24 protein-coding genes are annotated in these 26388 nt (G+C 61.4%); 18 read left to right on the top strand and 6 right to left on the bottom strand.

Going from position 1 to position 26388, the window contains the following annotated elements:
• Positions 1-94: 94 nt before the first annotated feature.
• From EAO39_RS20690 to EAO39_RS20645, 10 genes are all read left to right on the top strand, one after another.
• On the top strand, positions 95-910 hold the full coding sequence (locus EAO39_RS20690) for a TetR/AcrR family transcriptional regulator (protein WP_240467147.1): 816 nt from the start codon (positions 95-97) through the stop codon (positions 908-910).
• A gap of 68 nt (positions 911-978) precedes the next feature.
• A complete protein-coding gene (locus EAO39_RS20685; RefSeq protein WP_120971566.1) occupies positions 979-2775 on the top strand; it encodes an acyl-CoA dehydrogenase C-terminal domain-containing protein in 1797 nt (598 codons plus the stop codon).
• A gap of 51 nt (positions 2776-2826) precedes the next feature.
• Positions 2827-3273 carry a DUF2147 domain-containing protein gene (locus EAO39_RS20680; protein ID WP_120971905.1) on the top strand — a complete coding sequence of 149 codons (447 nt, stop codon included), beginning with the start codon at positions 2827-2829 and terminating at the stop codon, positions 3271-3273.
• 69 nt (positions 3274-3342) lie between these two features.
• A complete protein-coding gene (locus EAO39_RS20675; RefSeq protein WP_120971565.1) occupies positions 3343-5766 on the top strand; it encodes a 3-hydroxyacyl-CoA dehydrogenase/enoyl-CoA hydratase family protein in 2424 nt (807 codons plus the stop codon).
• A gap of 22 nt (positions 5767-5788) precedes the next feature.
• A complete protein-coding gene (locus tag EAO39_RS20670) occupies positions 5789-6985 on the top strand; it encodes an acetyl-CoA C-acyltransferase (protein ID WP_120971564.1) in 1197 nt (398 codons plus the stop codon).
• A 14-nt stretch (positions 6986-6999) separates the two neighbouring features.
• Positions 7000-7938, top strand: coding sequence for an alpha/beta hydrolase (locus EAO39_RS20665; protein WP_120971563.1), 939 nt, complete (start codon positions 7000-7002; stop codon positions 7936-7938).
• A gap of 38 nt (positions 7939-7976) precedes the next feature.
• Positions 7977-8810 (top strand): thioesterase family protein, encoded by an 834-nt coding sequence (locus EAO39_RS20660; RefSeq protein WP_120971562.1) that lies wholly within the window; start codon positions 7977-7979, stop codon positions 8808-8810.
• Between the two features lie 58 nt (positions 8811-8868).
• Entirely contained in the window at positions 8869-9657 is a 789-nt protein-coding gene (locus EAO39_RS20655) for an enoyl-CoA hydratase (RefSeq protein WP_120971561.1), read from the top strand.
• A gap of 216 nt (positions 9658-9873) precedes the next feature.
• Positions 9874-10380 (top strand): thioesterase family protein, encoded by a 507-nt coding sequence (locus EAO39_RS20650; protein ID WP_240467146.1) that lies wholly within the window; start codon positions 9874-9876, stop codon positions 10378-10380.
• Between the two features lie 269 nt (positions 10381-10649).
• Positions 10650-11246, top strand: a complete 597-nt coding sequence (locus tag EAO39_RS20645) for a polymer-forming cytoskeletal protein (RefSeq protein WP_120971560.1) — start codon at positions 10650-10652, stop codon at positions 11244-11246.
• 104 nt (positions 11247-11350) lie between these two features.
• Here the strand turns inward: EAO39_RS20645 and EAO39_RS20640 are convergent, their stop codons facing one another.
• A complete protein-coding gene (locus EAO39_RS20640) occupies positions 11351-11821 on the bottom strand; it encodes an acyl-CoA thioesterase (protein ID WP_120971559.1) in 471 nt (156 codons plus the stop codon).
• A gap of 87 nt (positions 11822-11908) precedes the next feature.
• Between EAO39_RS20640 and EAO39_RS20635 the strand changes: the two genes are divergently transcribed.
• Both EAO39_RS20635 and EAO39_RS20630 read left to right on the top strand, forming a co-directional pair.
• On the top strand, positions 11909-13708 hold the full coding sequence (locus EAO39_RS20635; protein ID WP_240467145.1) for an ABC transporter ATP-binding protein/permease: 1800 nt from the start codon (positions 11909-11911) through the stop codon (positions 13706-13708).
• A 97-nt stretch (positions 13709-13805) separates the two neighbouring features.
• Positions 13806-14747 carry a 2-hydroxyacid dehydrogenase gene (locus tag EAO39_RS20630; RefSeq protein ID WP_120971557.1) on the top strand — a complete coding sequence of 314 codons (942 nt, stop codon included), beginning with the start codon at positions 13806-13808 and terminating at the stop codon, positions 14745-14747.
• 163 nt (positions 14748-14910) lie between these two features.
• On the opposite strand, the gene EAO39_RS20625 is transcribed toward EAO39_RS20630, so the two are convergent.
• From EAO39_RS20625 to EAO39_RS20615, 3 genes are read right to left on the bottom strand one after another with little or no spacing between them, the layout of a single operon-like run.
• Positions 14911-15948 carry a DctP family TRAP transporter solute-binding subunit gene (locus tag EAO39_RS20625; RefSeq protein WP_120971556.1) on the bottom strand — a complete coding sequence of 346 codons (1038 nt, stop codon included), beginning with the start codon at positions 15946-15948 and terminating at the stop codon, positions 14911-14913.
• Positions 15949-15990: 42 nt separating this feature from the next.
• Complete coding sequence (locus tag EAO39_RS20620; protein WP_120971555.1) at positions 15991-17289, bottom strand: TRAP transporter large permease; 1299 nt, start codon at positions 17287-17289, stop codon at positions 15991-15993.
• Positions 17286-17852, bottom strand: coding sequence for a TRAP transporter small permease (locus EAO39_RS20615; RefSeq protein WP_120971554.1), 567 nt, complete (start codon positions 17850-17852; stop codon positions 17286-17288). Before EAO39_RS20615 ends, EAO39_RS20620 begins: the two co-directional genes overlap by 4 nt.
• A gap of 283 nt (positions 17853-18135) precedes the next feature.
• Between EAO39_RS20615 and EAO39_RS20610 the strand changes: the two genes are divergently transcribed.
• The 5 genes from EAO39_RS20610 (at position 18136) to EAO39_RS20590 (ending at position 22855) form a co-directional block, all read left to right on the top strand.
• Positions 18136-19086 (top strand): LysR family transcriptional regulator, encoded by a 951-nt coding sequence (locus tag EAO39_RS20610; RefSeq protein WP_205589454.1) that lies wholly within the window; start codon positions 18136-18138, stop codon positions 19084-19086.
• Between the two features lie 444 nt (positions 19087-19530).
• A complete protein-coding gene (locus tag EAO39_RS20605; RefSeq protein ID WP_120971903.1) occupies positions 19531-20430 on the top strand; it encodes a transporter substrate-binding domain-containing protein in 900 nt (299 codons plus the stop codon).
• Positions 20431-20545: 115 nt separating this feature from the next.
• Positions 20546-21298 (top strand): amino acid ABC transporter permease, encoded by a 753-nt coding sequence (locus EAO39_RS20600; protein WP_120971552.1) that lies wholly within the window; start codon positions 20546-20548, stop codon positions 21296-21298.
• 1 nt (position 21299) lies between these two features.
• Positions 21300-21971, top strand: a complete 672-nt coding sequence (locus EAO39_RS20595; protein ID WP_120971551.1) for an amino acid ABC transporter permease — start codon at positions 21300-21302, stop codon at positions 21969-21971.
• Positions 21972-22117: 146 nt separating this feature from the next.
• Positions 22118-22855, top strand: coding sequence for an amino acid ABC transporter ATP-binding protein (locus EAO39_RS20590; RefSeq protein ID WP_120971550.1), 738 nt, complete (start codon positions 22118-22120; stop codon positions 22853-22855).
• A gap of 195 nt (positions 22856-23050) precedes the next feature.
• Here the strand turns inward: EAO39_RS20590 and rocF are convergent, their stop codons facing one another.
• Positions 23051-24043: an arginase gene (gene rocF / locus EAO39_RS20585; protein WP_240467144.1), complete on the bottom strand. Its 993-nt coding sequence runs from the start codon at positions 24041-24043 to the stop codon at positions 23051-23053.
• Positions 24040-25146 carry an ornithine cyclodeaminase gene (locus EAO39_RS20580; protein WP_120971549.1) on the bottom strand — a complete coding sequence of 369 codons (1107 nt, stop codon included), beginning with the start codon at positions 25144-25146 and terminating at the stop codon, positions 24040-24042. The genes rocF and EAO39_RS20580 overlap by 4 nt, the downstream gene beginning before the upstream one ends.
• Before the next feature lie 149 nt (positions 25147-25295).
• Between EAO39_RS20580 and pyrC the strand changes: the two genes are divergently transcribed.
• Positions 25296-26327: a dihydroorotase gene (gene pyrC, locus EAO39_RS20575; RefSeq protein WP_120971548.1), complete on the top strand. Its 1032-nt coding sequence runs from the start codon at positions 25296-25298 to the stop codon at positions 26325-26327.
• Positions 26328-26388: the final 61 nt, after the last annotated feature.

Genomic DNA, 26388 nt, shown 5'->3' with positions numbered 1-26388 from the left:
GGGATGATTTATTTAGGTATTTACCCTTGAGGCACTCGGAGTTGCGGCAGAACTTGTGCAAAATAGAACGAACGTTCGTTTTATTGGATTTTTCATGGCTTCGTCGTCCGTCTCCCGTCCCAACTCCGCCCGTGCTGCGGCCCATGCGCCTAGTCGTGCTTCCAAGCGCCAGGCGGATGCTGCCGATGCTGCTGGCAATGCGGTGAGCAAGTCTCGCAAAGTGGCCACAACTGCACAAGCCGTGGACAACACTGAGGCCCAGGAGAGCTTGGCGCTCGAAAGCCGTGCCGCCAAATCGAGCCGCGCCCTGCCCAAGGGCCAGCAAACCAAGGCTGCGATTGTGGAGGCGGCACTGAATCTGGCCACGCACATCGGTCTGGAAGGCATGTCCATCGGCGCCATTGCCGAGCTGACCGGCATGAGCAAGTCCGGCGTGTTTGCCCATTTTGGCTCACGCGAGGAGCTGCAGATCTCTGTGGTGCATGAGTACCACGACCGCTTTGAACAGGAAGTGTTCTACCCGGCCCTCGATGCCCCGCGCGGTATTCCGCGTCTGCGGGCGCTGTTCGACAACTGGATGAAGCGCACCTCCATCGAGATTGACTCGGGCTGCATCTACATCAGCGGCGCCGTGGAATTCGATGACCGCACCGGCCCCGTGCGCGATGCGCTGGTCGAATCCGTCAGCACCTGGCATGCCGCCATGCGCCGCACGATTGTGCAGAGCCGCGACTGCGGCGATCTGCGCGCCGATGTGGATGAAAACCAGCTGCTGTTCGAAATCCACGGCCTGATTCTGGCCCTGCATTACGAGGCCAGATTTCTGCACAGCGAAGGCTCGCTGCAACGCGCCCAAGCGGGCTTCAACAATATTCTGGCCCGCTACGCCAGCGAGCCGCCAGCGGCCTGAGCAAGGCCGGTCGCCGCGGCATTCAAGCCACCATTCAACGCACAACCCATCATCACAGGAGAAGACAAATGCCCAGCTACAACCCGCCTCTGCGCGATATGCAATTCCTCATGCACGAGGTTTTCAAGGTCACCGAGACCTATCAGCAAATGCCCAAGCATGCTGAGGTGGACGTGGACACCATCAACGCCGTGCTGGAAGAGGCGGGCAAGTTTGCGGCCCAGGTGACCTTTCCGCTCAATATCAGCGGTGATGCCGAGGGTTGCACGCTGGACAAAGCCACCCATGAAGTCGCCACACCCAAGGGCTTCAAGGAGGCTTATGCCCAGTTTGTCGAAGGCGGCTGGCCTGCGCTGTCCTGCGATCCTGAGTACGGCGGCCAGGGCCTGCCCGTGGTGCTGAACTCGGCGCTGTACGAAATGCTCAACAGCGCCAACCAGGCCTGGACCATGTACCCCGGCCTCTCGCATGGAGCCTATGAAGCCCTGCACGCCTACGGCACGCCCGAGCAGAAAAAAACCTATCTGGGCAAGCTGACCAGCGGTGAGTGGACCGGCACCATGTGCCTGACCGAACCACATTGCGGCACCGATCTGGGCATGTTGCGCAGCAAGGCCGAACCGCTGGCCGATGGCACTTACAAGATCACCGGCAACAAGATTTTCATCTCGGCCGGCGAGCACAATTTCACCGACAACATCGTGCACCTGGTGTTGGCCCGTTTGCCCGATGCGCCCGTGGGCTCCAAGGGCATCAGCCTGTTCGTGGTGCCCAAGTTCCATGTGAAGGCAGACGGCAGCCTGGGCGAGCGCAACCCCATCTTCTGCGGTGCGCTGGAGCACAAGATGGGCATTCACGGCAATGCCACGGCCCAGATCAATATCGACGGCGCCATCGGCACCCTGGTGGGCGAGCCCAACAAGGGCCTGCAAGCCATGTTCGTGATGATGAATGCCGCGCGCCTGGGTGTGGGCAACCAGTCGCTGGGCCTGACCGAGGTGGCGTTCCAGAACGCTTTGGCCTACGCCAAGGACCGACTGCAGATGCGCAGCCTGTCCGGCGTCAAGGCCAAGGACAAGCCGGCCGATCCCATCATCGTCCACCCCGATGTGCGCCGCATGCTGATGACGGCCAAGGCCTATGCCGAAGGCGGCCGCGCCTTGTCCACCTTCAGCGCCTTGCTGATCGATACCGAGCTCCACCACCCCGATGAAAAAGTGCGCAAGGACAGCGCCGAGCTGGTGGCCTTGCTGACCCCCATCGTCAAGGCCTTCATCACCGACAACGGCTGGACCGCGACTACGCTGAGCCAGCAGGTCTTTGGCGGCCATGGCTTCATCACTGAGTGGGGCATGGAGCAGTTTGTGCGCGACAACCGCATCAACATGATCTACGAAGGTACGAACGGCGTGCAGGCGCTGGATTTGCTGGGCCGCAAGATCCTGGGCAACCAGGGGGCCACGCTCAAGAAGTTCGGCAAGCTGATTGCCAAGCTGGTGGAGGAAGAGGGCGTCAACGAAAAGATGAGCGAGTTCATCACGCCCATCGCCGTGCTGGGCGATCAGATGACCAAGTTCACCACCGAGATCGGCTTCAAGGGCATGCAAAACCCCGATGAAGTGGGCGCCGCTTCCGTGGACTATCTGCGTGTGGCAGGCCATCTGGTGTTTGGCTATCTGTTTGCCCGCATGGCCCAGGTGGCGCTGCGCGAGATTGCCAGCGGCAATACCGATGCCTTCTATCTGGCCAAGCTGCAGACCGCGCGTTTTTACTTCGCCAAGCTGTTCCCCGAAACCGCCACGCTGATGCGCACGGCGCGCGCGGGCAGCAAGTCCCTCATGGATACCGATGCAGCTCTGGCTTAAATAGCAGCTGGCGCACCTTGGTCTTGAAACTCAAATGCTTTTTGCATGGAGATCCATATGAATAAAGCGGTAGCAGCTCTGTTTTGCGTAGCAACTCTGGCCTCGGCTTCGGCCTGGGCGCAGATGACGCCCGTAGGCACATGGCGCAGCATGGACGAGAAAGAGAACACGCCCAAGGCGCAGGTGAAGATCAGCGAATCTGGTGGCGTGGTCACCGGCAAGGTCGAAGCCCTGCTGCGCAAGGGCGCTGATCCCAACCAGCTGTGCACCGAGTGCAAGGATGAGCTGAAAGACAAGCCCATGGTGGGCATGACGCTGATCAGCGGCGTGAAGAAGGCCGAGGGCAAAGACGTCTGGGAGGGCGGCAAGATTCTCGACCCCGAAAACGGCAAGACCTACACCGTGCGCCTGACGCCAGTGGACGATGGCAAAAAGCTGGAAGTGCGCGGCTCCATAGGCCCGTTCTGGCGCACCCAGACTTGGGTCAGAGTTCAATAATTCTCAAGACAAAACAGCCAGCGCAGGCGCGTGTGCGCTCATGCGCTGGCCCTCAATGGAACATCACACATGTCCCGATTCAATGTGAAGAAAGTCGCCGTGCTGGGCGCTGGCGTGATGGGTGCGCAGATTGCGGCCCATCTGGTCAACGTCAAGGTGCCCGTCATCTTGTTTGACCTGCCAGCCGAGGAAGGTCCCAAGAGCGCGATTGCCGAGAAAGCCATCGCCAATCTCAAGAAGCTCAAGCCCTCGCCCATAGGTGTGGCCGAAGATGCCGATCTGATCCAGCCCGCCAACTACGAAGAGCATATGAAGCTCTTGAAGGGCTGCGATCTCATCATCGAAGCGATTGCCGAACGCATGGACTGGAAGCTCGATCTGTATCACAAGATCGCGCCCTTTGTGGCCAAGCATGCGCTGCTCGCATCCAATACCTCGGGCCTGTCCATCACCAAGCTGTCCGAGGCACTGCCCGACGCCATCAAGCCGCGCTTTTGCGGCATCCACTTCTTCAACCCGCCGCGCTACATGCCGCTGGTGGAACTGATCAACACGCCCACCACCAATGCCGAAGTGCTGGACCAGCTCGAAGCCTTTGTGACGACGGGCCTGGGCAAGGGTGTGGTGCGCGCGCACGATACGCCCAACTTCATTGCCAACCGCATCGGCATTGCCGGCATGCTCTCCACCATCAAGCAGGCCGAGAACTTTGGTCTCTCCTATGACGTGGTGGACGACCTCACGGGCAAGAAGCTGGGCCGGGCGTCCAGCGGCACCTTCCGCACCGCCGATGTGGTGGGCCTGGACACCATGGCCCATGTGGTCAAGACGCTGCAGGACAACCTGAATCTGGACGCTACCAAAGGGGCTGCGCAGTTCGACCCCTTCTACGGCAACTTCGGCACGCCGCCCGTGCTGGCCAAGCTGATCGCGCTGGGCAATCTGGGCCAGAAGACCAAGGCGGGCTTCTTCAAAAAAGTGGGCCGCGACATTCTGCAGTTCGAGCTGGACAGCGAGGACTATGTGCCTGCCGGCGGCAAGGCCGACGAGGTCTATGGCCGCATGCTCAAAAAGCCGGCCGCCGAGCGTCTGAAGCTGCTGCGCAATGCCGAAGGTAAGGAAGGCCAGTTCCTCTGGGCCATCTTGCGCGACAGCTTTCACTACGCGGCCATCCACCTGGAGAGCATTGCCGAATCCGCCCGCGACGTGGATCAGGCCATGCGCTGGGGCTTTGGCATGAAGCAAGGCCCGTTCGAGCTGTGGCAGGAGGCTGGTTGGCTGGAAGTGGCCCAGATGATCCAGGAGGACATTGATGCCGGCAAGGCGCTGGCCCAGGCGCCTTTGCCGAAGTGGGTGTTCGAAGGAGCGGTGGCCCAGGCCGGTGGCGTGCATACGGGCGAAGGCTCCTGGAGCCCGGCGCTGAAGAAATTTGTAGCGCGCCGCGTACTGCCGGTCTACGAAAGACAGCTGTTTCCTGAAAAACTGCTGGGCGAGGCCAATCTGCCCGACTGGCAGAGCGCGGGCACGACGATTGCCGAATCCAAGGCGCTGCGCACCTGGACGCTGGACGGTAAGGTCTTGATCGCCAGCATCAAGAACAAGATGCACGCCATCAGCCCCGAAGTCATGGAAGCGCTGATGGAAGCCGTGGATGTGGCCGAGAGTGAATTCGACGCCATGGTGATCTGGTCGGGCGACACGCCTTTCAGCGTGGGCGCCGATCTGGAAGCCACCATGCCGGCCTTTGTGATCGGCGGCGCCGATGCCATCGAGAGCATCGAGCAAGAGCTGCAGAACCTGATGCTGCGCCTGCGCTATGCGCAAGTGCCCGTGGTGTCGGCCATTCACGGGCTGGCGCTGGGCGGCGGCTGCGAGCTGGCCGTGTACTCGGCCCGCCGCGTGGCCCATATGGAAAGCTATCTGGGCCTGGTCGAAGTCGGTGTGGGCCTGGTGCCCGGTGCCGGCGGCCTCACCTATCTGGCCCGCCGCGCGGCCGAGAACGCCGCCACCAGCACCGGCAAGGATTTGCTGCCCTTCCTGACCGAAGGCTTTACCGCTGCCGCCATGGCCAAGGTGGGCATGAGCGCCATCGAATCGCGCAAGCTCGGTTATCTGCTTGATAGCGACATCGTGGTGCCGCACAAGGATGAGGTGCTGTTTGTCGCCATCAACGAGGCCAAGGCCATGGCCGCCGGCGGCTGGCGTGCTCCGCTCAAGCGTCCCTTCCCGGTGGCAGGTCGCAGCGGCATTGCCACCATCAAGGGCTCGCTGGTCAATATGCGCGACGGCGGCTTTATCAGCGAGTTCGACCAGCATGTGGCGGGACTGATTGCCAACGTGGTCTGCGGCGGTGACGTCGATGCGGGCACGCTGGTGGATGAGGCCTATCTGATGAAGCTGGAGCGCCAGGCCTTCTGCCATCTGATTGCACATCCGAAAACGCATGAGCGAATTCTGGGCATGCTCAACACCGGCAAGCCGGTGCGCAACTAAGGCGAAGCGAGGAGATTCGAAAATGAAGCAAGTACAAGACGCCTATATCGTTGCCGCCACGCGCACGCCCATCGGTCGCTCGCACAAAGGCTATTTCCGCAACTACCGGCCCGACGATCTGCTGGCCACCACGTTGAAGGCGGCGCTGGCCCAGGTGCCGGGCCTGGATCCGGCCGCCATTGAAGACATCATCTGCGGCTGCGCCATCCCTGAAGCCCAGCAAGGCCTGAACGTGGCGCGCATTGGTGCCGTGCTCGCGGGTCTGCCCAACAGCATCGGCGGCATCACGGTGAACCGCTTCTGCGCCTCCGGCCTCTCTGCCGTGGCCATGGCCGCCGACCGCATTCGTGTGGGCGAGGCCGATGTGATGGTGGCCGCTGGAGTGGAAAGCATGAGCATGGTGCCCATGATGGGCAATGCGCCCAGCCTCTCACCCAGCATCTTCGAGCGCGATGGTGATGTGGGCATTGCCTACGGCATGGGGCTGACGGCCGAGAAAGTGGCCCAGCAATGGAAAGTCTCGCGCGAAGCGCAGGATGCGTTTGCACTGGAATCGCACCGCCGTGCCATGGCGGCCCAGCAAGCGGGAGAGTTCAGCGATGAAATCACGCCCATCGAGGTGACGGACCGCACGCTGAATATCGCCACCGGCGAGACCGTTGTCAGCACCCGCAGCGTCAATCTGGATGAAGGCCCGCGCCCCGATACCAGCATCGAAGGCCTGGCCAAGCTGCGCACCGTGTTTGCCGCGCGCGGCTCGGTCACGGCGGGCAATAGCTCGCAGACTAGCGATGGTGCCGGTGCCTTGATTCTGGCCAGCGGTGCGGCCGTGCAGCGCTTTGGCTTAACGCCGCTGGCACGCTTTGTCAGCTATGCCAGCCGGGGCGTACCGCCGGCCATCATGGGCATAGGTCCCATCGAGGCGATACCGGCCGCGCTGCGCTATGCGGGCCTCAAGCAAGAGGATATCGACTGGTACGAACTCAACGAAGCCTTTGCGGCCCAGTCTCTGGCGGTGATCAACACGCTGGGTCTGGATGCCTCCAAGGTCAACCCCATGGGCGGTGCGATTGCCCTCGGCCATCCGCTGGGCGCCACGGGCGCGATTCGCGCCGCCACCGTGGTCCATGCGCTGCGCCGCAAGCAACTCAAATACGGCATGGTGACCATGTGCGTGGGCATGGGTCAGGGCGCAGCCGGCATTTTTGAGCGCGTCTGAGTCTTGAGCCGCTGATGCAGCCGTCTGTACCTCAGGCTGTGCAATGGACGGAGACGGCCTTGCCCGTCTCCTCACATGCGGCCGATCTGGTGCTGCGCCAATGCCAGCCCGTCCATGCGGCGGCGCTGGCGCAGATTGTGGTGGCGCCCGCCATGGGCGTGCCGCAAAGCTATTACCAGCCGTTTGCGCGCTGGCTGGCCGAGCAGGGTTTTGGCGTCACCACCTTCGACTATCGGGGCCAAGGCCTCTCGCTCAAAGGCCCGCTGCGCGATGCCAAGGCCGATGTGCTGGACTGGGTGCAGGACTGCCAGCAGATCGCCGTCCAGATCAAGCAGCAGTTTGCCGATCAGGCGCTGATCTGGATTGGCCACAGCGTGGGCTCGCAGCTGCCGGGCCTGGCCTCGATTCCTTTGCCGATCGACGGTCTGCTCTCCGTGGGCAGCGGCAGCGGTTACTGGCGCGACAACGCTGCGCCCACCCGGCGCGTGGTGCGGCTTTTCTGGTGGGGTGTGGCACCCGTGCTCACGGCCTTGCTGGGTTGCTTTCCGGGCCGCAAGCTGGGCATGGTGGGCGACTTGCCTGCCGGTGTGCTGTGGCAGTGGCGGCGCTGGTGTCTGCACCCTGACTACGCCATAGGCGTGGAGGGCGAATGGGCTGCGGATGCCTATGCGGCGGCCCGCTATCCGCTGCATGCCCTCTCGTTCGAAGATGACGAGATGATGTCTCTGGCCAGCACGCAATCCCTGGTGGGCTGGTATAGCAACGCCCCCAGCCAGTTGGAGCGTGTGCCGGCCCGTCTTTCCCCCACAGGCCGCATAGGCCATATGGGGTATTTCCGAGCCGAAATGAGTGAGCTACTGTGGCGGCCTTTGCTGCCTCTGCTCGAGCAATGGCGGCAGTCGGATCGCAGTCCAGGCAAACCCTTGTTTGGGCTGTTTGAGTCACCTGCTTGACGCAATTCATTACCGCCCTTGGGCAACACTGAAAGCTTATGAGCACGAACACACATCCATTCGATAGCGCCATTGCGCTGGTTCCCACCGGCGTGCCCGGCCAGTATCAGGGACAGTCTTCGCGGGACTACTGGAATATGGTGGGGCCGTATGGCGGCATCACGGCGGCGGCGCTGGTGCAGGCTATGCTGCAGCACCCGCAGTGCCTGGGCGATCCGGTGTCCATCACCGTCAACTTCGCTGCGGCCATGGGAGCGGGGCGTTTCGAGATCGATGCCAACCCGGTGCGTACCAATCGTTCGACCCAGCACTGGTTGCTGACCGTCAAGCAGGCCGCAGAAGATGGGGTGATGCAGGTGGTGACCACGGCCACCGCCATGACGGCCCTGCGCCGCCAGACCTGGAGCGCAAGCGATGCGCCCATGCCCGTGGTCAAGGCCCCGGCCGAGGCTGAGCGCGTGCCCGCGCTGGTCGGTGCGGTGGAATGGCTCAACCGCTACGAGATGCGTTTTGTGGACGGCATGCTGCCCATGAAGGAAGACGGTGCCGAGCGCGACAGCCTGACGCGGCTGTGGGTGCGCGACAATCCACCGCGCCCGCTGGATTTCGCATCGCTGGCCGCCGTCTCCGATGTGTTCTTTCCGCGGGTATGGCTGCGCCGCGCGGCGCGCGTGCCTGCGGGCACGGTGTCCATCACGGTGTACTTTCATGCCGGCCGTGAGGAGCTGGCCGCAGCGGGCGAAGGCCTGCTGCTGGCGCAGGCGCGCGGCCAGGAGTTTCGCAACGGCTTTTTTGACCAGGCGGCCCAGCTGTGGAGCGAAGCCGGCGTGATGCTGGCCAGCAGCCATCAGATCGTCTATTACAAGGAGTGAGCCGCAAGACTGCGGCTGCCTTCTTGATTCCCAATCACCCCCATTACCGAAAAAACTTATGAGCGATACCAAGCAAGACCTACTCGTGCATACCGAAGAGGGTGTGTGCACCATCACCTTCAACCGCGTGGACAAGAAGAACTCCTTTACCGAAGCCATGTACAGCGGCATGGCCGAGGCACTGGTGGCAGCCAAGGCCGATGCGGCCGTGCGCGTGGTGGTGTTCCAGGGCGATATCGCCATCTTCAGCGCCGGCAACGACATCGGCGACTTTCTGAAGCAGGCCTCCAACCCCGGCGCCATGGGGGCCGAGGCTCCGGTGTGGCGTTTTCTGCAGGAAGTGTCGGCCTTTCCCAAGCCGCTGATCGCTGCCGTGTGCGGCCCGGCCGTGGGTATCGGCACCACGCTGCTGCTGCATTGCGATCTGGTCTATGCCGGTGACAACGCGGCTTTCTCTCTGCCTTTCATCAACCTGGGCGTGTGCCCCGAAGCTGCCTCCAGCCTGCTGTTGCCCCAGATGCTGGGCTATCACCGCGCAGCCGAAGCCTTGCTGCTGGGCGAGCCCTTCCTGGCCGAAGCGGCGCTGGAAGTGGGTCTGGTCAACCGCGTCGTGCCGCCCAATGAGTGCAACGGAGTAGCCCAGGCCCAGGCCAAGAAGCTGGCGCGCAAGCCCCTGTCTTCGCTGATCGAGACCAAGCGCCTGCTCAAGGGCGGCCAGGCCAAGGCGGTGAGCGAGCGCATTGTGGAAGAAGGTGCCAGCTTTGCCCGCATGCTGCGCGAGCCTGCAGCTAAGGAAGCTTTGACCGCCTTCATGGAAAAACGCCACCCTGACTTCAGCAACTGCTGAAGTCAGTCTTCGCGCAAGCGGAGCGAACGCAGTGAGGGTGGCAGAGTTTTCACCAAAAACGCCATCCAGACTTCAGCAACTGCTGAAGTCAGTCTCCGCGCAAGCGCAGCGAACGCAATGAGGGTGGCCGTTTTTCACACAAACGCCACCCTGACTTCAACCTGTGCGATACCAAGCCGCCAGTTGCTGGCGGTTCATCCAACCAGCGGTTTCTTCATGACATCCAAGCCCACGATGCATCGCAAAGAGGCCCAGGCAGCGGCCGTTCAGTTCGAGCCTGAATTTGTCGCCGGTTTGCGCGAGATTTTCGAACTGCGCGTGGCCTTCAATCAGACCATTGGCCTGAAGATTGCCGACATCACGCCCACGCTGGTGCAAGGTCATATCGCCATGCGGCCCGATCTCATCGGTCATGCGGCATATGAGCGCATTCATGGCGGCGTCATCAGCGCGGGGCTGGATTCCATGGGCGGCCTGGCGGTGATGGCCGCCATTGCGGCGCGGCATATGGAGGACACGCCCCAGCAGCGTCTGCAGCGTTTCTCGCGCCTGGGCACGATTGATTTGCGCGTGGACTATATGCGGCCCGGCATCGGAAAGGCGTTTTTGCTGCGTGCCGAGGTGCTGCGCCTGGGCTCGCGCGTGGCCAATACGCGCATGGAGTTTCTGTCCGAGGCCGGCGAGCTGCTATCCGCGGGGTCTGCGGCCTATATCGTCTCCTGAAACGAGAGTTGCAAGCGCATCCAGATCAATGATTTCGATAAAGACTGATTGAATTTTTAAAGCAGTGCAAACGCAGCCAGCTATCAATCTGAAAGCGTTGCGGCTTGGCGCTGTCAGGATGCAGCCAAATCCTTCATTTGGTGAGATCAGGCAATGCTTGCAAGTACATGCTACAAGTGAATGGTTTGGTTACCGATATTGCGAGATAACGGCAGTTGTAGCCACTTGTCATGCCTAGGATACGGTTTTTCTGACAAGGAGATTCAGGCATGGCTGTGCAGAACCCGTTTTTTGGCAAGCGCGATACCGACACTTTCCCTCCCCGCAGCACCACACCGGGCTTGACTCCCTCCGGCAGCAGCTTGGCCGGAGCCGGCCCTGCAGGGGTGAACAATCTCGCCTCCAATGCCCGCAGCACTTCTGTGCCCGTGGCGGCCCCGGTCTCGGTGCCTGATTTCGCAGCCCCCGATACGGGCGGCAGCAAGCTCACGGTAGGCCCTAATATCAAGCTCAAGGGCGTGGAAATCACCGACTGCGACACTCTGGTGGTCGAAGGCACGGTGGAGGCGACGATGAATTCGCGCGTCATCCGCATTGCCGAGCAGGGCGCTTTTCACGGCACGGCCGAGATTGATATTGCCGAGATTCGTGGCGAGTTCAACGGCACGCTGACCGTGCGCGAGAAGCTGGTGATTTTTGGCACTGGCAAGGTCAGCGGCAAGATTCGCTATGGCAAGGTGGTGATCGAGGAGGGTGGTCAGCTGTCCGGCCAGATCGAAGCCGGCATCAGCGGCAAAACCGCACCCCTGTTCTCTGCCAAGCCCGTGGCAGTGGAGAGCGTGGCACAAGCCGTATCTGCCGCCTGAGCGCACTGCTGCCAGCCAACAAAAAAGCGACCTGTCTAGGTCGCTTTTTTCATGGGGCACCGGCTAACGCGGGTGATTGCAGCTGATGCCCAAGGCAGGCGTGCTCAATCCTTTTTGGCGGCGGCGCTTTGCTTGTCCAGCTTTTCGCGCCAGGCGCGGGTCTGGGGCGTGTCGGGCAGGGCCTGGGGCTTGCCCGTGGCATCGATGGCCACATAGGTCAGGCGGGCTTCGGTGACCTTCACATAGTGGCCCTGGTCCGAGAAGCGTTCGGCAAACACTTCCACGTTCACCGTCACCGAGGTGCGGCCCACGTGCTGCACGCCGGCATAAAAGGACAGGATGTCGCCCACGCGCACCGGCTGTTTGAAGATGAATTCGTTGACCGCCACCGTCACCATGCGGGTGTGGCTGATACGCTGAGGCAAAACTGAGCCCGCCAGGTCCACCTGGGCCATGACCCAGCCGCCGAAGATATCGCCATTGGCGTTGACATCTGCGGGCATGGGCACGACTTTGAGTACCAGTTCCTTATCTTCGGGCAAAGGTTGGGAGGGGAGGTCTGGACGTGGCGGCATGTGCACAATCGGGGGAAAACAAAACTCCTTGAATTGTCCTCTATGCGTCGTGACAGCGGTAGCTCTAAGGATTTACCCTTAGATTCCATGGCAGCATCTGCTGCACAAACTGAAAAATCCAAAGACTGGAATGCAATCGGGCGTCTGTTGCCTTATCTGTGGCAGTACAAATGGCGCGTAATCGCCGCGCTGCTCTTCATGATTGGCGCCAAGCTGGCCAATGTGGGCGTGCCGGTGCTGCTCAAGCATCTGGTCGATGCGCTGGACATCAAGCCCGGCCAGGCCCAGGCCTTGTTGGTGGTGCCCGTGGGCCTGCTGGTGGGCTATGGCTTGCTGCGCTTTTCCAGCACCATGTTCACCGAGCTGCGCGATCTGGTCTTTGCCAAGGCCACGCAAGGCGCATCGCGTGCGATTGCGCTGTCCACCTTCGAGCATCTGCATGCTCTGTCGCTGCGTTTCCATCTGGAACGCCAGACCGGCGGCATGACTCGCGACATTGAGCGGGGCGTGCGCAGCACCGAGTCACTGATTTCGTACTCGCTGTTTTCCATCCTGCCCACGCTGATCGAGATGGGCCTGGTGCTGGGCATTCTGGCCCTGCGCTTTGATGTGTGGTTTGCCGTCATCACCTTGTCGGCACTGGTGTTCTACATCTTCTTCACGGTCACGGTGACCGAGTGGCGCACGCGCTTTCGCAAGGAGGCCAATGCGCAGGAGTCTGCCGCCCATACCAAGGCCATTGATTCGCTGCTGAACTACGAGACCGTCAAGTACTTCAACAACGAAAAATTCGAGGCCGAACGCTACGACGAAAACCTGGAAAAGCTGCGCCGCGTGCGTCTCAAAAGCCAGACCACGCTGAGCATGCTCAACTGCGGTCAGCAGCTCATCATCGGCTCGGCGCTGGTGGCAATTTTGTGGCGCGCCACGCAAGGCGTGGTCGATGGGCGGCTGACGTTGGGCGATCTGGTCATGATCAACGCCTTCATGATCCAGCTCTATATTCCGCTCAATTTTCTGGGCGTGATCTACCGCGAAATCAAGCAAAGCCTGACCGATCTCGACCGCATGTTTTTGCTCATGGACAAGGAGCGCGAGGTGGCCGACCAGCCGGGCGCGCTGCCGCTGCAGATCAGCAACCCGCCTCCGGAAGTGCGCTTTGAGAGCGTGCAGTTTGCCTACGACCCGGCGCGGCCCATCCTGCACGACGTGAGCTTTACCATTCCCGCCGGCAAGACGGTGGCCGTGGTCGGTCCTTCGGGTTCCGGCAAGAGCACGCTGGCGCGCCTGCTGTTTCGCTTCTATGACGTGCAGTCCGGTCAGATACGGATTGCCGGCCAGAACATCCGCGAGGTGACGCAGACCAGTGTGCGCGGCGCCGTAGGCATCGTGCCGCAAGACACGGTGCTCTTCAACGACACGGTGGAATACAACATCGCCTACGGCCAGCCCGGCGCCTCGCATGCGCAGGTGGTGGCCGCTGCCAAGGCGGCGCGGATTCATGACTTCATTCACAGCACGCCGCAAGGCTATGCCACCCGCGTGGGCGAGCGCGGCCTCAAACTCTCGGGCGGGGAAAAGCAGCGCGTGGCCATTGCCCGCACCTTGCTCAAGAACCCGCCGATCCTGATCTTTGACGAGGCCACCTCGGCTCTCGATAGCGCCAACGAGCGCGCCATCCAGAATGAATTGCGCTCTGCCGCCCACGGCAAGACCTCGCTGGTGATTGCCCACCGCCTCTCCACCGTGGTCGATGCCCACGAGATCCTGGTCATGGACAGCGGCCGCATCATTGAGCGCGGCACGCACGAGGAACTGCTGGCCGAGGGCGGGCGCTATGCCAGCATGTGGAATCTGCAGAATTCGGGCGAAGCGGCGGACGTGTAAGCCCATTGCTGGCGGTCGCAGCGGCCTGATCAGCCAGGGCAGACAATGGCTTTTTTGTGATGGCGCGGTCCTGTGTACCAGGCCGGCCCTTTGAGCCATGAAGCCTGCCCTGCTTGTTCTGAATCTCCAGGTTCCCACCCATCTGCAACAGATGGCGCAGACCTTTCCCGACTTTGAAGTGATCTATGCCCCCGAGGCCGATCAGTGCGAAGCCGCCATAGCGGCGCATGGCGCGCGCGTGCAGTGCGTGTGCACGATTGGCTCCACGGGCCTGTCGGCGGCCCAAATGCAGCGCATGCCCAAGCTCTCGCTGGTCTGTGCCATGGGCGCGGGTTACGAGAACATCGACGTGGCTTATGCCAAGGCGCATGGTATTGCGGTGGGCAACGGCGCAGGCACGAATGACGAGTGTGTGGCCGATCACGCCATGGGCTTGATGATTGCGGCCGTGCGCGGCATTGTTCGTTATGACAAGGCCACGCGCGCCGGCACCTGGCGTTCGGCCTTGCCGCTGCCGCCCAATGTGTCAGGCAAGCGTCTGGGCATTGTGGGCCTGGGCACGATTGGGGCCAAGATCGCCAAGCGTGCTGCGGCCTTCGATATGCCTGTGGGCTATCACAACCGCAAACCGCGCGAAGGCGTGAGCCACCAGTACTTCGATAGCCTGCTGGCGCTGGCCGCCTGGGCCGATGTGCTGCTGGTGGCCACACCTGGCGGTGCCGGCACCTCGCACCTGATCAACACCGAGGTGCTTGAGGCGCTGGGCGAAAAGGGCTTTCTGGTCAATATCGCGCGCGGTTCGGTGGTCGATACCCAGGCCCTGGCCGAGGCGGTGCGAAGCGGTCGTGTGGCCGGTGCAGGGCTGGATGTGTATGAAAGCGAGCCGCTGCCGCCCCAGGAGCTGCTGGAGCTGGACGCCGTGGTGCTGACGCCCCATGTGGCCGGTTGGTCGCCCGAAGCGGTGCAGAACTCGGTGGACCGTTTCATCGCCAATATGCGCTGTCATCTCGATGGCCAGCCACTGGTGTCGCCCATTTGATCTGCTATTGATTTGAAAGCTTTATGCGCTTGATATGAGTTGATTTCAGGATGGATTCAATTTGAAATCAAGACAGAACAAACGCTACATGCTCTGCTAGCGATAGCAATAAAAAATCCCCGCACGGATTGCTCCGGCGGGGATTTTTCATGGGCGGCTCAGATTACTTCTGGCTGGCGGCAATGGCTTTTTCAGCCTTGTCCACCAGAGGCGCGCCGACCTGGCTCTTCCACTTGTCGTACACGGGGCGGGTGGCCTTCACAAAGGCTTCGCGCTCGGCCGCCGTCGGCGTGGTGACGGTCACGCCCAGGCTGGTGAGTTCCTTGATCAAAGGCTTGTCGGCTTCCACCAGTCCCTTGCGGGCAATGGCGATTTCTTCCTTGGCGGCATCCAGCGCGGCTTGCTTGACGATGGCCTGGTCGGCAGGCGTCCAGCTGCTCCACACTTCCTTGTTCACCACAAAGATCAGCGGGTCGTTCATGTAGCCCCACATGGTCAGGTGCTTCTGGCCCACGGTTTGCAGCTTGGCGGCCATGTACACGCCGATGGGGTTCTCCTGGCCGTCCACGGCGCTGCTGGCCATGGCGGGCTGGGCATCGGCCCAGCTCATCTGCGTGGGGTTGGCGCCCAGGGCGGTGAAGGTATCCAGGAACAGGGGCGAGCCCACGACGCGGATCTTCATGCCTTTGAGATCGGCCGGTGTCTTGATGGCGTGCTTGGAGTTGGAGATTTCGCGGTAGCCGTTCTCACCCCAGGCCAGGGGCACGACGCCGCCTTTTTCCAGGGTCTTGAAGATTTCCTGGCCCACTTCACCTTGGGTCACGGCATCCACTGCCTTGAAGTTGGGGAAGAGGAAGGGCATGGAGAACAGGTTCAACGACTTGACCTGGGGCGACCAGTTGATGGTCGAGCCCACGGCCATGTCGATCACGCCCTGGCGCAGAGCCGAGAACTCGCGTGTCTGGTCACCCTGCACCAGCGAGGTGCCGGGGTAGAGCTTGATGTTGATGCGGCCCTGGGTACGTTCGCGCACTTTGTTGGCCCACAGTTCGCCACCCTTGCCCCAGGGGAAGGCCGTGCCCAGCACCAGGGACATGCGGTACTCGCTCTTGTACTTGGTCTCAGCCATGGCCATGGGCGAAGCAAAGGCGAGGGCCGCAGCGGCCGCCACGGCGGTGGTCAGGAATGTACGCAGTTTCATTGATTTGTCTCCCTTATAGAACTGAAAAAATCGAATCGCGAATCAATAGCCCAGTTTTGCCGGCAGCCACAGGGCCAGTTGCGGGAAGGCAATCACCAGCAGCATCACCAGGAACATGGCCAACAGCATCCAGCCCACCCAGCGCACGGTCGATTCCATGCGCACGCCGGCGATGCGGCAGCTGACCATCAGGTTCACGGCCAGCGGCGGCGTGAACTGACCCAGTGCCACCTTGAGCGTGAGGATGACGCCAAACCAGACGGGATCCCACTGGTAGTGGTTCATGATGGGCAGCAGCAGGGGCACAAAGATCAGGAAGATGGAAATGCCGTCGAGGAACATGCCCACGGTGATCAGCAGCAGTATCAGCAGGCCCAGCACGCCGTACTCGCCCAGACCGGAGTTGACGATGGCATTGGCCACCGGATCGATCACGCCCAGCGTGGACAGCGAGAAGGCAAAGATGCCGGCCAGCGAGACCACCAGCAAGATCACGGCCGACAGCTCGCCCGCTTCGCGCAGGATGGTGTAGAGGTCACGCACGCCAATCGTGCGGTGGATCACCATGCCCACGAAAAGGCCGTAGAAAACGGCCACCACGGCGGCTTCGGTGGGGGTGAACCAGCCCATGCGCATGCCGCCCAGAATCAGCACTGGGGCGGCCAGGCCCCAGGCCGCTTCGCGCAGACTTTTCCAGAACGGTGGGCGAGGCATGGAGGCTTCGAGTGCGCCCATCTTGTGCTTGCGGGCCATCCACACGGCGGGCACGATCAGGGCGATACCGGCCAGCAGGCCCGGAATCATGCCCGCCGCGAACAGCGCGGGCACCGAGGCGCCGGGCACCAGCACGGAATAGATGATGAAGGCCACGGAAGGCGGAATCAGGATGTCGGTGGCAGCAGCTGCTCCGACCACGCTGGCCGAGAAGCTTCTGGGGTAGCCGGCGCGGCTCATGGCCGCAATCATCACGCCGCCCACAGCCGCCGCATTGGCGGGACCGGAGCCAGAAATTCCGCCCAGAAACATGGCCACGGCAATCGCCACCAGCGGCAGCATACCGGGGCCGCGACCGACGATGGCCACCGCAAAATTGACCAGACGCAGGGCCACGCCGGAACGGTCGAAAATCGAGCCCACCAGCACAAACATGGGAATGGCCAGCAGCGGATATTTACCCAGGCCGGCGTAGAAATTCTGCGGCACGGCCAGCAGGCCAAACCATTGCGTATCGGCATTGGCCAAGGCGATGGCGGTGGCACCGGCCAGGCCCAGCGCGGCGCCAATCGGCACGCCGATGAACATCAGGCCCAGAAAGGCGACAAACAGCAAGGTAGCAATCATGCGATCTCCTTGCTGTGATCTTTTTCCACGGGCTCTTCGGTAAAGGCTCCGGGCTTGCCCTGGCGTATGAACAGGCCGATGGCGCGCAAGGTCACCAGCGTGGAGACTATGGGCAGCCAGATGGAATACCACCATTGCGGCAGACCAATGCCGGGCGAGGTTTCTTCAAATCGGAAGTCATCCCAGACCACGCGCACGCTGAGCACGGCGATCAGTGCAAACAGCAGCGCCACCATGGCCGAGCCAAAGCGCGCCAGCGCTTTGCGGCGGGCGAGCGAGCCGCTGTCGGAGAAAAATTCGATGCGGATATGCTGGTCGCGGGCCACGGCGGCAGAACCCGCCACCAGAGCCAGCAAGATCATCAGAAAAACGGAAATTTCTTCCGTCCAGGCGAACGAGGAATTGGTGAAATAGCGCACCAGAACGTTGGCAAAAGTGATCAGGGCGAGTGCCGCCATGATGATCACGGTGAGCCAGTCTTCAATGCGCAAAGAACGGGGTTCGTCCGGGCGTGCACCAGAGCTAGGTGCACCGCCATCGGTCTCGGGAGGTGTGGAGGGCATGAACGCGGGAAGTCAGAAAAACACACATGGGTCGAGGCGCGCTTGCAGGAAGCACGCGATCTGCGTGCGCTCTTGAAGTGATGCGTCCTTATGCTGTCCCTCTGCCGCCGCGGCGTTGTGCACCGAGAGGCATGGAGCTTGAGGCATCGGGTGGAGGCCTACAAACATTATCAAGGTATCTATGTCACATAGCTAACTTCTGGTGACAGGCATTTCCCTAGCTAGCGGTGGTTCAGACAGCTTGCTGCACTACCCTGGTGCAGGGCAGCGGATAATGGGGCTTATGGAAACCAAATGGCTTGAAGATTTCGTCAGTCTGGCTGAAACGCGCAGTTTCAGCCGCTCGGCTCAATTGCGCCATGTGACGCAGCCCGCTTTTTCGCGCCGTATCCAGGCACTGGAAGCCTGGGCGGGCACAGATCTGGTCGATCGAAGCTCCTACCCCACACGTCTCACGCCTGCGGGCAAGACCATGTACGAGCAGGCGCTGGAGATGCTGCAGTCGCTGCAAAGCACCCGTACCATGCTGCGCGCCCATGTGAGCGCGGGCAAAGGCATGGTGGGCTTTGCCGTGCCGCATACGTTGGCGTTCACTTTTTTCCCCAACTGGGTCTCGGCCGTGCATGAAAAGTTCGGCCCGTTCCGCAGCCGGCTGTTTGCGCTCAATGTGCACGATGCCGTGATGCGCCTGGTCGAGGGGGGGTGCGATCTGCTGATTGCCTACTACCACTCATCCCAGCCATTTCAGCTGGACCCGGCGCGCTACGAGATGGTGAGCTTGGGGCATGAAGTGCTGGCCCCGTACTCCAAGCCCGATGCGAGCGGCAAGCCGATTTTCGTCCTGCCGGGTCGCCAGGGTCAGCCGCTGCCCTATCTCGGCTATGCCGCCGGCGCTTATCTGGGCCGCGTGACAGAGCTGATTCTCAAAGAAGCTTCCGAGGCCGTGCACCTGGAGCGTGTCTACGAAACCGATATGGCGGAAGGCCTCAAGGCCATGGCGCTTGAAGGTCATGGTGTGGCTTTTCTGCCTTACAGCGCCGTGCGCGGCGAGCTGGAAAGCGGTCGTCTGGTCAGTGCCGTACCGGCTGGCATGAAAGGCTTTCAGATGGACATGGAAGTACGCGCTTACCGGGAAAAGCCCGCAGGCGATGCGCCTCAAGGCGGAGCCGCTGCGCTGTGGACCTTCCTCAAGGAGCAGGGCGAGACGGCCAACGGCGAAGCCAGAGCGGTCTGAGGCCGCAATCGCGCATTCACTCCATTCAATCGCAGGGGCCCAACGGGCCCCTTTTTCATGGCTTGTTCAAGCCCATCGGGCGATGAATTGCGTATTAGGGTTATGCCTAGGGTTTACACTGAATATGCAAGTTGTGCATAAGGCCTTTTATCATCGGCATTGGCTTTTGGTAGCACTAAAGCATTAGAGTGCGCCTCTTGCAAGAAAAACGCGGTTGTTTGTGGCACAGGCTTTGCTAGTGTTCTTCTGGACTGAAGTAGGTGTTTGCATTGCCTGCCTGGACTAGGGGAAGTACTAGAAATGTTTGCCGCCCAGCTGCGTACAAGACTGCACAATGTGTTGAGTTCCGTCCCATTCATCAGCATTGGCCGATTCGCCCACGAGGCGTCGGCCGTGTGGCTGAACCAAGAGAACGTTTTCCGTCCTTACCATCAGGAGATTCGTATGAAGAAGCATTTGTTGGCCATCGCCGTAACTGCACTGGCAGCTAGCAGCGTATTTGCCCAGAACAATGACACTCTGGCAAAGATCAAGTCCTCGGGCAGCGTCACCTTCGGTGTGCGCGAATCCTCCGGCCTTGGCTATACGCTGGGCAACGGCAAATATGTGGGCTTTCATACCGAGATGGGCGAGCGCGTACTGCACGACATCCAGAAGCAACTGGGCATGAGCAAGCTGGAAATCAAGTATCAGCCCGTGACCTCGCAAAACCGCGTGCCTCTGGTGCAAAACGGCACCGTGGATATCGAGTGCGGTTCCACCACCAACAACACGGCCCGCCAAAAGGATGCCGCTTTTGCCTTCACCACCTATGTGGAAGAAGTGCGCATTGCCACCCGTGCCAATTCCGGCATCACCGGCATCAAGGATCTGAACGGCAAGACGCTGGTGACCACCACCGGCACAACTTCGGTGCAGACCCTGCGCAAGAACAAGCGCGCCGATGGCCTGACTTTCAAGGAAGTCATGGGCAAGGACCACGCAGACAGCTTCCTGATGCTGGAAACCGGCCGTGCCGACGCCTTCATCATGGACGGCTCCATCCTGGCCGCCAACATCTCCAAGTCCAAGACGCCTGCCGATTACAAGATCGTGGGCGAAGTGCTGTCGGTGGAACCCATCGCCTGCATGATGCGCAAGGACGACCCCGCTTTCAAGAAGGCCGTGGACGACTCCATCGCCCGCCAGGTCAAGGACGGTTCGCTGGCCAAGCTGTATGACAAGTGGTTCATGCAAGCCATTCCTCCCAACAACGTGAAGATTGGTCTGCCCCTGTCCGCTGCGACCAAGGATGCATGGGCCAATCTCAACGACAAGCCCATGGAAGCTTACGAAGTCAAGTAAGCCCCCAGCATAGGTAACGCCCCTTCTGACTGGCGGTTCGAAGGGGCGTTTTTGTTGAGCGGATGGTCGGCCTTGGGCTGCTCCATCCTGAATTGAAGAATGAAGAGGTGCTCGTATGAGTTGGGATTGGCAGGTGTTCTGTCAAGACACCATTACCCAAGAGGTCGGGCAGAGCTGTTTTGGTAAAAACGGCGACATCACCTACTTGGACTGGATGATGTCTGCCTGGGGTTGGACAGTGTCGGTGTCGCTGCTGTCGCTGTTGATTGCCTTGATCATTGGTGCGGTCATCGGTACCTTGCGTACCCTGCCTGACCGGCCGTGGATTGTTCGCCTGGGCAATGCTTGGGTCGAGCTGTTCCGAAATATTCCTTTGCTGGTCCAGGTCTTCATCTGGTATCACGTGATTCCGTCGATCTTCCCGGCCATGAAGGCGCTGCCAGGCTTTGTGCTGGTGGTGTTCGCCATTGGGTTTTTCACGTCGGCGCGTATTGCCGAGCAGGTGCGTTCGGGCATTCAGGCCTTGCCACGTGGCCAGCGCCATGCCGGTATGGCTGTGGGCTTCACCACCTTCCAGACTTACCGCTATGTGCTGCTGCCCATGGCATTTCGCATCATCGTGCCGCCGCTGACCAGCGAGGCCATGAACGTGTTCAAGAACTCGTCCGTGGCGTTTGCCGTGTCCGTGACCGAGCTGACCATGTTTGCCATGCAGGCACAGGAAGAAACTGCGCGTGGCGTGGAGGTGTATCTGGCCGTGACGGTGCTCTACATGATCTCCGCTTTTGCAGTCAACCGCATCATGGCTTTTATCGAAAAGCGTTCGCGCGTTCCCGGCCTGATCGCCGCCAGCGGTGGAGGTCACTGATATGAATCTCAACCTCGACTGGTCTTTCTTCTCCTGGGACTTGTACAGCAACTTCGTTCTGAAGGGTCTGTATTTCAGTCTGTTCCTGACCGCAGTGGCCACGCTGGGCGGCATCTTCTTCGGCACCTTGCTGGCGCTGATGCGTCTGTCGGGCAAGCAGTGGCTGGTTCTGCCGGCCACCATCTATGTCAACGGCATGCGTTCCGTGCCGCTGGTGATGGTGATTCTGTGGTTCTTCCTGCTGATGCCCATGCTGATCGGCAGACCGATTGGTGCGGAGACCTCGGCCATCATCACCTTCATTGCCTTCGAGGCGGCCTACTTCTCTGAAATCATGCGGGCGGGCATTCAGTCCATTCCGCGTGGCCAGGTGTTTGCAGGCCAGGCTATGGGCATGACTTATGGCCAGAACATGCGTCTGGTGGTGCTGCCCCAGGCTTTCCGTAACATGCTGCCGGTGCTGCTGACCCAGACCATCATCCTGTTTCAGGATACCTCGCTGGTCTACGCCATTGGTGCTTACGACATGCTCAAGGGCTTTGAAATCGCGGGCAAGAACTATGGCCGCCCCATCGAGTCCTACCTGGCTGCAGCACTGACCTATTTTGTGATCTGCTATGCGCTGTCTTGGTTCGTCAAGCGCCTGCATAAGAAGATTGCCATTATTCGATGAAATACCCCCTGAGTCGCTTCGCGCCTTCCCCCTTGAAGGGGGACGACGGCCTTTGCTGCGGGGCGGCCCTTGCTGGCCGTCCTCTCGCCTTGGCTGTAAGAGTTGCAGGCGCCGCGATGGGAAATTGACACGAATCGGAGTGAAAAATGATTGAACTCAAGAACGTTTCCAAGTGGTACGGCAGTTTTCAGGTGCTGTCCGACTGCTCCACCAATATCAACAAAGGTGAGGTGGTGGTGGTGTGCGGGCCTTCGGGCTCGGGCAAGTCCACGCTGATCAAGACCATCAACGCGCTGGAGCCCTTCCAGAAGGGCGAGATCTTTGTGGACGGCACGGCTGTGCACGACCCCAAGACCGATTTGCCCAAGCTGCGCAGCCGCGTGGGCATGGTGTTCCAGCACTTTGAGCTGTTCCCCCATCTGTCGGTGACCGAGAACCTGACCATCGCTCAGATGAAGGTGCTGGGACGCAGTGCAGACGATGCCAAGAAGCGCGGCCTGAAGATGCTGGACCGTGTGGGCCTGACAGCCCACAAGGACAAGTTTCCCGGCCAGCTGTCTGGTGGTCAGCAGCAGCGTGTGGCCATTGCGCGCGCGCTGTCCATGGACCCTATCGTCATGCTGTTTGACGAACCCACTTCCGCGCTGGACCCCGAAATGGTGGGCGAAGTGCTGGACGTGATGATGGGCCTGGCCCACGAAGGCATGACCATGATGTGCGTGACCCATGAAATGGGTTTTGCGCGCAAGGTGGCCAGCCGCGTGATCTTCATGGACGTGGGCGGCAAGATTCTGGAAGACTGCTCCAAGGACGAGTTCTTCGGCAAGCCCGAAGAGCGTCAACCGCGGACCAAGGAATTTCTCAACAAGATTCTGCAGCACTGATTGCTGCGGCATCGCCAGGCAAAAGCGCTCCTTAGGGAGCGCTTTTTTTATGTGTATTCATCAAAAAGATGAGCGAATTGCGCTTGATTTCAAATAATTTCAAATGAATATCGAGATGAAGTTAAATCTCTTCAACCAGTAGCAGCTCTGTTTTTTGTAGCATCCAAAGCGTGGAGTCGGCAGGGTGCTTGCTGCTCAGGGCGGGGTGAGTGCATCTTCGCCGGGCCGCATCAGAATGCTTTGGCCGAACAGGCTTTGCACCAGATCCACCACCAGCTCGGCGGTCTGGTTGTGCAAGTCCAGGGCCGGGTTGAGTTCCACGATATCCAGCGATGCCAGCCGGCCCGTGTCGGCAATCATCTCCATGCACAGCTGGGCTTCGCGGTAGTTGGGGCCGCCGCGCACCGGCGTGCCCGTGCCGGGGGCGATATCGGGGTCGAGAAAGTCCACGTCAAAGCTCAGATGCAGATGAATGTCTGTGCCCTCGGGGTCGGCCAAGCCCGCCAGCGCGCGGCGCATGACTTCGCGCATGCCCAGCTCGTCGATGGCGCGCATGTCGTAAACCTCCAGGCCCAGTTCGCGGATCATGTGTTTTTCGCTGGGGTCCACGCTGCGCAGCCCGACCTGGCAGAAGGCCGATGCCGGCACGGCGGGTGTGCTGCCCGACAGCGCGGCCAGCGCGGCTGGCCCCAGGCCGCAGAGGCTGGCCACGGGCATGCCGTGCAGATTGCCGCTGGGTGAATTGGCTGGCGTGTTGCAGTCCGAATGCGCGTCCAGCCACAGCACGCGCAAGCGTTTGCCGCTGGCGCGGCAGTGCCTGGCCACGGCGCTGATGGAGCCTATGGCCAGCGTGTGGTCGCCGCCGAGCAGGATGGGCAGCTGCTTTTGCTGCAGTGCCTGCCACACCGCATCGTGGGCGATCCGGCTCCAGGCCAGGCCTTCGCTCAGATTGCGCATGCCCTGGGCATCGCGTTCGCCCCGTGGATTGGCGGGGCCCGCCAGATTGCCCAGGTCGTGCACGGCCACGCCCAGCTTTTGCAGCGCCGGGCCGAGCTGGGCCACACGCAAGGCATCAGGCCCCATGGCTGCACCCAGGCGAGAGGCGCCGATGTCGGTAGGCAGGCCGAGCAGCGTGACGGATGTCTGGCCGCTGGCGGGCGAGTAGGGGGCTATGGTTTGCATGCTCATGCCGTCTTTCGCTCCATGAGGTGTAGCCGAGCTTCATCCTGGGCCTGAAGCACGGCGGAGAACAAGTCCTTGGGGTCGCTCAGCGAGGGAACCAGCTCGATTTGCGACAGCAGTCCTGCGCGCCGCGCCAGCAGCTGCATGGTGCGCAGGGCCGAGTAATCTTCGAGCGCAAAGCCCACGGAGTCGAACAAGGTGATCTGCTGCGGCGAGCTGCGTCCCGGCGCCAGGCCCTGGACGACGCGCCAGAGCTCGGTGACGGCAAAGTCGGCAGGCATTTGCTGCAGCTCGCCTTCCATGCGTGTCTGCGGCTCGTATTCAACAAAGACCTGTGCGCGGTGCAGCAAAGCGGCATCGAACTCCGTCTTGCCGGGGCAGTCACCGCCCACGGCATTGATGTGCATGCCGGCCTGAACCAGATGATCGGGCACGATGGTGGCGCGGGTCTTGTCGGCGGTGGCCGTGGTCACGATGTCCGCACCTTGCACGGCCTCCTGCACGCTGGCGGCAATGTGCGCCGTGGCAGCAAACTGCGGCAAAAAAGCCTGCAGATTGCGCACCAGCTTGTGCGATGCCGCAGAGTCGATATCAAACAGGCGCAGCTCGCGCACGCCCAGCATGGCCATGAAGGCCAGCGCCTGGAATTCGCTTTGCGAGCCATTGCCTATCAGCGCCATGCAGCGGCTGTTCGGCCGTGCCAGCCTGCGCGCCGCCATGGCCGAGGTGGCGGCGGTGCGCAGCGCCGTGGTCAGTGTCAGCTCGCTGACGAAGCGCGGCATGCCGGTAGCCACATCGGCCAGCGCCCCGAAGGCCATTACCGTGGGCAGGCCGCAGCGGGGGTTGCCGGGGTGACCGTTGACGTATTTGAAGGCGTAGTCATGGGCGTCGGCCACGGGCATTAGCTCGATCACGCCGCTGGCCGAGTGCGCGGCCGTGCGCGCGGATTTGTCGAAATCATTCCAGCGCCCGTAATCGGCTTCCACGGCATCGGTCATCAGCTGCAGCACTTGCGTGATGCCCACATGGGCCACCAGACGGGCAGCATCGCTGGCGCTCAGAAAATCGGTTCGCAGCGGCGTACGGGACAGGCTTTGAGGGGCAGGCATGCTTAGTCCTCCTTGTACGCATTCTCCCGGGCTTTTGCCAAGCGTGGCTAGAGGAGGAAAGCGCCTGTGGCTGTGGTTTTGACTGCGCAGCACAATGGGATGCTGGGGATAGCGCCTGAGGCCGACGTGCAAGATGGGACAATAGCGGCATGACCCAGACCCTCACGATCACCCGTCCCGATGACTGGCATCTGCATGTACGCGATGGCGAAGCCATGCGCTCCGTAGTGCCCCATACGGCCGCCCAGTTTGCGCGCGCCATCATCATGCCCAACCTGAAGCCCCCGGTCACCACGGCTGAGCAGGCACTGGAATACAAGGAGCGCATTCTGGCTGCGGTGCCTCAGGGCATGTCGTTCGAGCCTTTGATGACGCTCTACCTCACCGACAATCTGCCGCCCGAAGAGATCGTGCGCGCCAAGGCTGCCGGCGTCGTGGCCTGCAAGCTCTACCCCGCCGGTGCCACCACCAACAGCGATCATGGCGTGACCGATCTGCGCAAAATCTACCCCACCTTGGCCGCCATGCAGCGCGAAGGCCTGCTGCTGCTGGTGCACGGTGAAGTGACCAGCAGCGATATCGACCTGTTCGACCGCGAAGCGGCTTTCATTGACCAGCACCTGATTCCTCTGCGCCGTGATTTCCCCGAGCTGAAGATCGTTTTCGAACACATCACCACCCGCGAAGCCGCGCAGTATGTGAGCGAGGCAGACCGCTTTGTGGCCGCCACCATCACGCCCCAGCATCTGCTGTTCAACCGCAACGCCATCTTCACCGGCGGCATTCGCCCTCACTTCTACTGCCTGCCGGTGTTGAAGCGCGAAACCCACCGCCTGGCGCTGGTGGAAGCGGCCGTCAGCGGCTCCAGCAAATTCTTCCTGGGCACGGACAGCGCTCCGCATGCCGCGCATCTGAAGGAGCACGCCACCGGCTGCGCCGGCTGCTACAGCGCCCACGCTGCCATCGAGATGTATACCGAGGCCTTTGACAAGGCCGGTGCCCTGGACAAGCTGGAAGCCTTTGCCAGCTTCAACGGCCCTGACTTCTACAGCCTGCCGCGCAACAGCGACAAGATCACCTTGCGTCGCGAGGACTGGACGCCGCCTGACAGCTTTGCCTTTGGCGAAGCCCAGCTCAAGCCCCTGCGCGCAGGCGAGGTGCTGCCCTGGAAGCTGGTGTAAGCTGAATTGAATCCGGTGCGGCCCGGCTCTTGCCCGGCTGCACCGTCTGTTCAATGTCAGC

Source organism: Comamonas sp. lk (assembly GCF_900564145.1).
Classification (GTDB): domain Bacteria; phylum Pseudomonadota; class Gammaproteobacteria; order Burkholderiales; family Burkholderiaceae_C; genus Comamonas.
This window is presented reverse-complemented; position numbering and strand designations above follow the sequence as displayed.

Bases quoted from the DNA above. Each gene is read 5' to 3' on its own strand.
- EAO39_RS20690 (WP_240467147.1), top strand. From the start codon at position 95: ATGGCTTCGTCGTCCGTCTCCCGTCCCAACTCCGCCCGTGCTGCGGCC.
- EAO39_RS20685 (WP_120971566.1), top strand. From the start codon at position 979: ATGCCCAGCTACAACCCGCCTCTGCGCGATATGCAATTCCTCATGCAC.
- EAO39_RS20675 (WP_120971565.1), top strand. From the start codon at position 3,343: ATGTCCCGATTCAATGTGAAGAAAGTCGCCGTGCTGGGCGCTGGCGTG.
- EAO39_RS20670 (WP_120971564.1), top strand. From the start codon at position 5,789: ATGAAGCAAGTACAAGACGCCTATATCGTTGCCGCCACGCGCACGCCC.
- EAO39_RS20665 (WP_120971563.1), top strand. From the start codon at position 7,000: ATGCAGCCGTCTGTACCTCAGGCTGTGCAATGGACGGAGACGGCCTTG.
- EAO39_RS20660 (WP_120971562.1), top strand. From the start codon at position 7,977: ATGAGCACGAACACACATCCATTCGATAGCGCCATTGCGCTGGTTCCC.
- EAO39_RS20655 (WP_120971561.1), top strand. From the start codon at position 8,869: ATGAGCGATACCAAGCAAGACCTACTCGTGCATACCGAAGAGGGTGTG.
- EAO39_RS20650 (WP_240467146.1), top strand. From the start codon at position 9,874: ATGACATCCAAGCCCACGATGCATCGCAAAGAGGCCCAGGCAGCGGCC.
- EAO39_RS20645 (WP_120971560.1), top strand. From the start codon at position 10,650: ATGGCTGTGCAGAACCCGTTTTTTGGCAAGCGCGATACCGACACTTTC.
- EAO39_RS20640 (WP_120971559.1), bottom strand. From the start codon at position 11,821: ATGCCGCCACGTCCAGACCTCCCCTCCCAACCTTTGCCCGAAGATAAG.
- EAO39_RS20635 (WP_240467145.1), top strand. From the start codon at position 11,909: ATGGCAGCATCTGCTGCACAAACTGAAAAATCCAAAGACTGGAATGCA.
- EAO39_RS20630 (WP_120971557.1), top strand. From the start codon at position 13,806: ATGAAGCCTGCCCTGCTTGTTCTGAATCTCCAGGTTCCCACCCATCTG.
- EAO39_RS20625 (WP_120971556.1), bottom strand. From the start codon at position 15,948: ATGAAACTGCGTACATTCCTGACCACCGCCGTGGCGGCCGCTGCGGCC.
- EAO39_RS20620 (WP_120971555.1), bottom strand. From the start codon at position 17,289: ATGATTGCTACCTTGCTGTTTGTCGCCTTTCTGGGCCTGATGTTCATC.
- EAO39_RS20615 (WP_120971554.1), bottom strand. From the start codon at position 17,852: ATGCCCTCCACACCTCCCGAGACCGATGGCGGTGCACCTAGCTCTGGT.
- EAO39_RS20610 (WP_205589454.1), top strand. From the start codon at position 18,136: ATGGAAACCAAATGGCTTGAAGATTTCGTCAGTCTGGCTGAAACGCGC.
- EAO39_RS20605 (WP_120971903.1), top strand. From the start codon at position 19,531: ATGAAGAAGCATTTGTTGGCCATCGCCGTAACTGCACTGGCAGCTAGC.
- EAO39_RS20600 (WP_120971552.1), top strand. From the start codon at position 20,546: ATGAGTTGGGATTGGCAGGTGTTCTGTCAAGACACCATTACCCAAGAG.
- EAO39_RS20595 (WP_120971551.1), top strand. From the start codon at position 21,300: ATGAATCTCAACCTCGACTGGTCTTTCTTCTCCTGGGACTTGTACAGC.
- EAO39_RS20590 (WP_120971550.1), top strand. From the start codon at position 22,118: ATGATTGAACTCAAGAACGTTTCCAAGTGGTACGGCAGTTTTCAGGTG.
- rocF (WP_240467144.1), bottom strand. From the start codon at position 24,043: ATGAGCATGCAAACCATAGCCCCCTACTCGCCCGCCAGCGGCCAGACA.
- EAO39_RS20580 (WP_120971549.1), bottom strand. From the start codon at position 25,146: ATGCCTGCCCCTCAAAGCCTGTCCCGTACGCCGCTGCGAACCGATTTT.
- pyrC (WP_120971548.1), top strand. From the start codon at position 25,296: ATGACCCAGACCCTCACGATCACCCGTCCCGATGACTGGCATCTGCAT.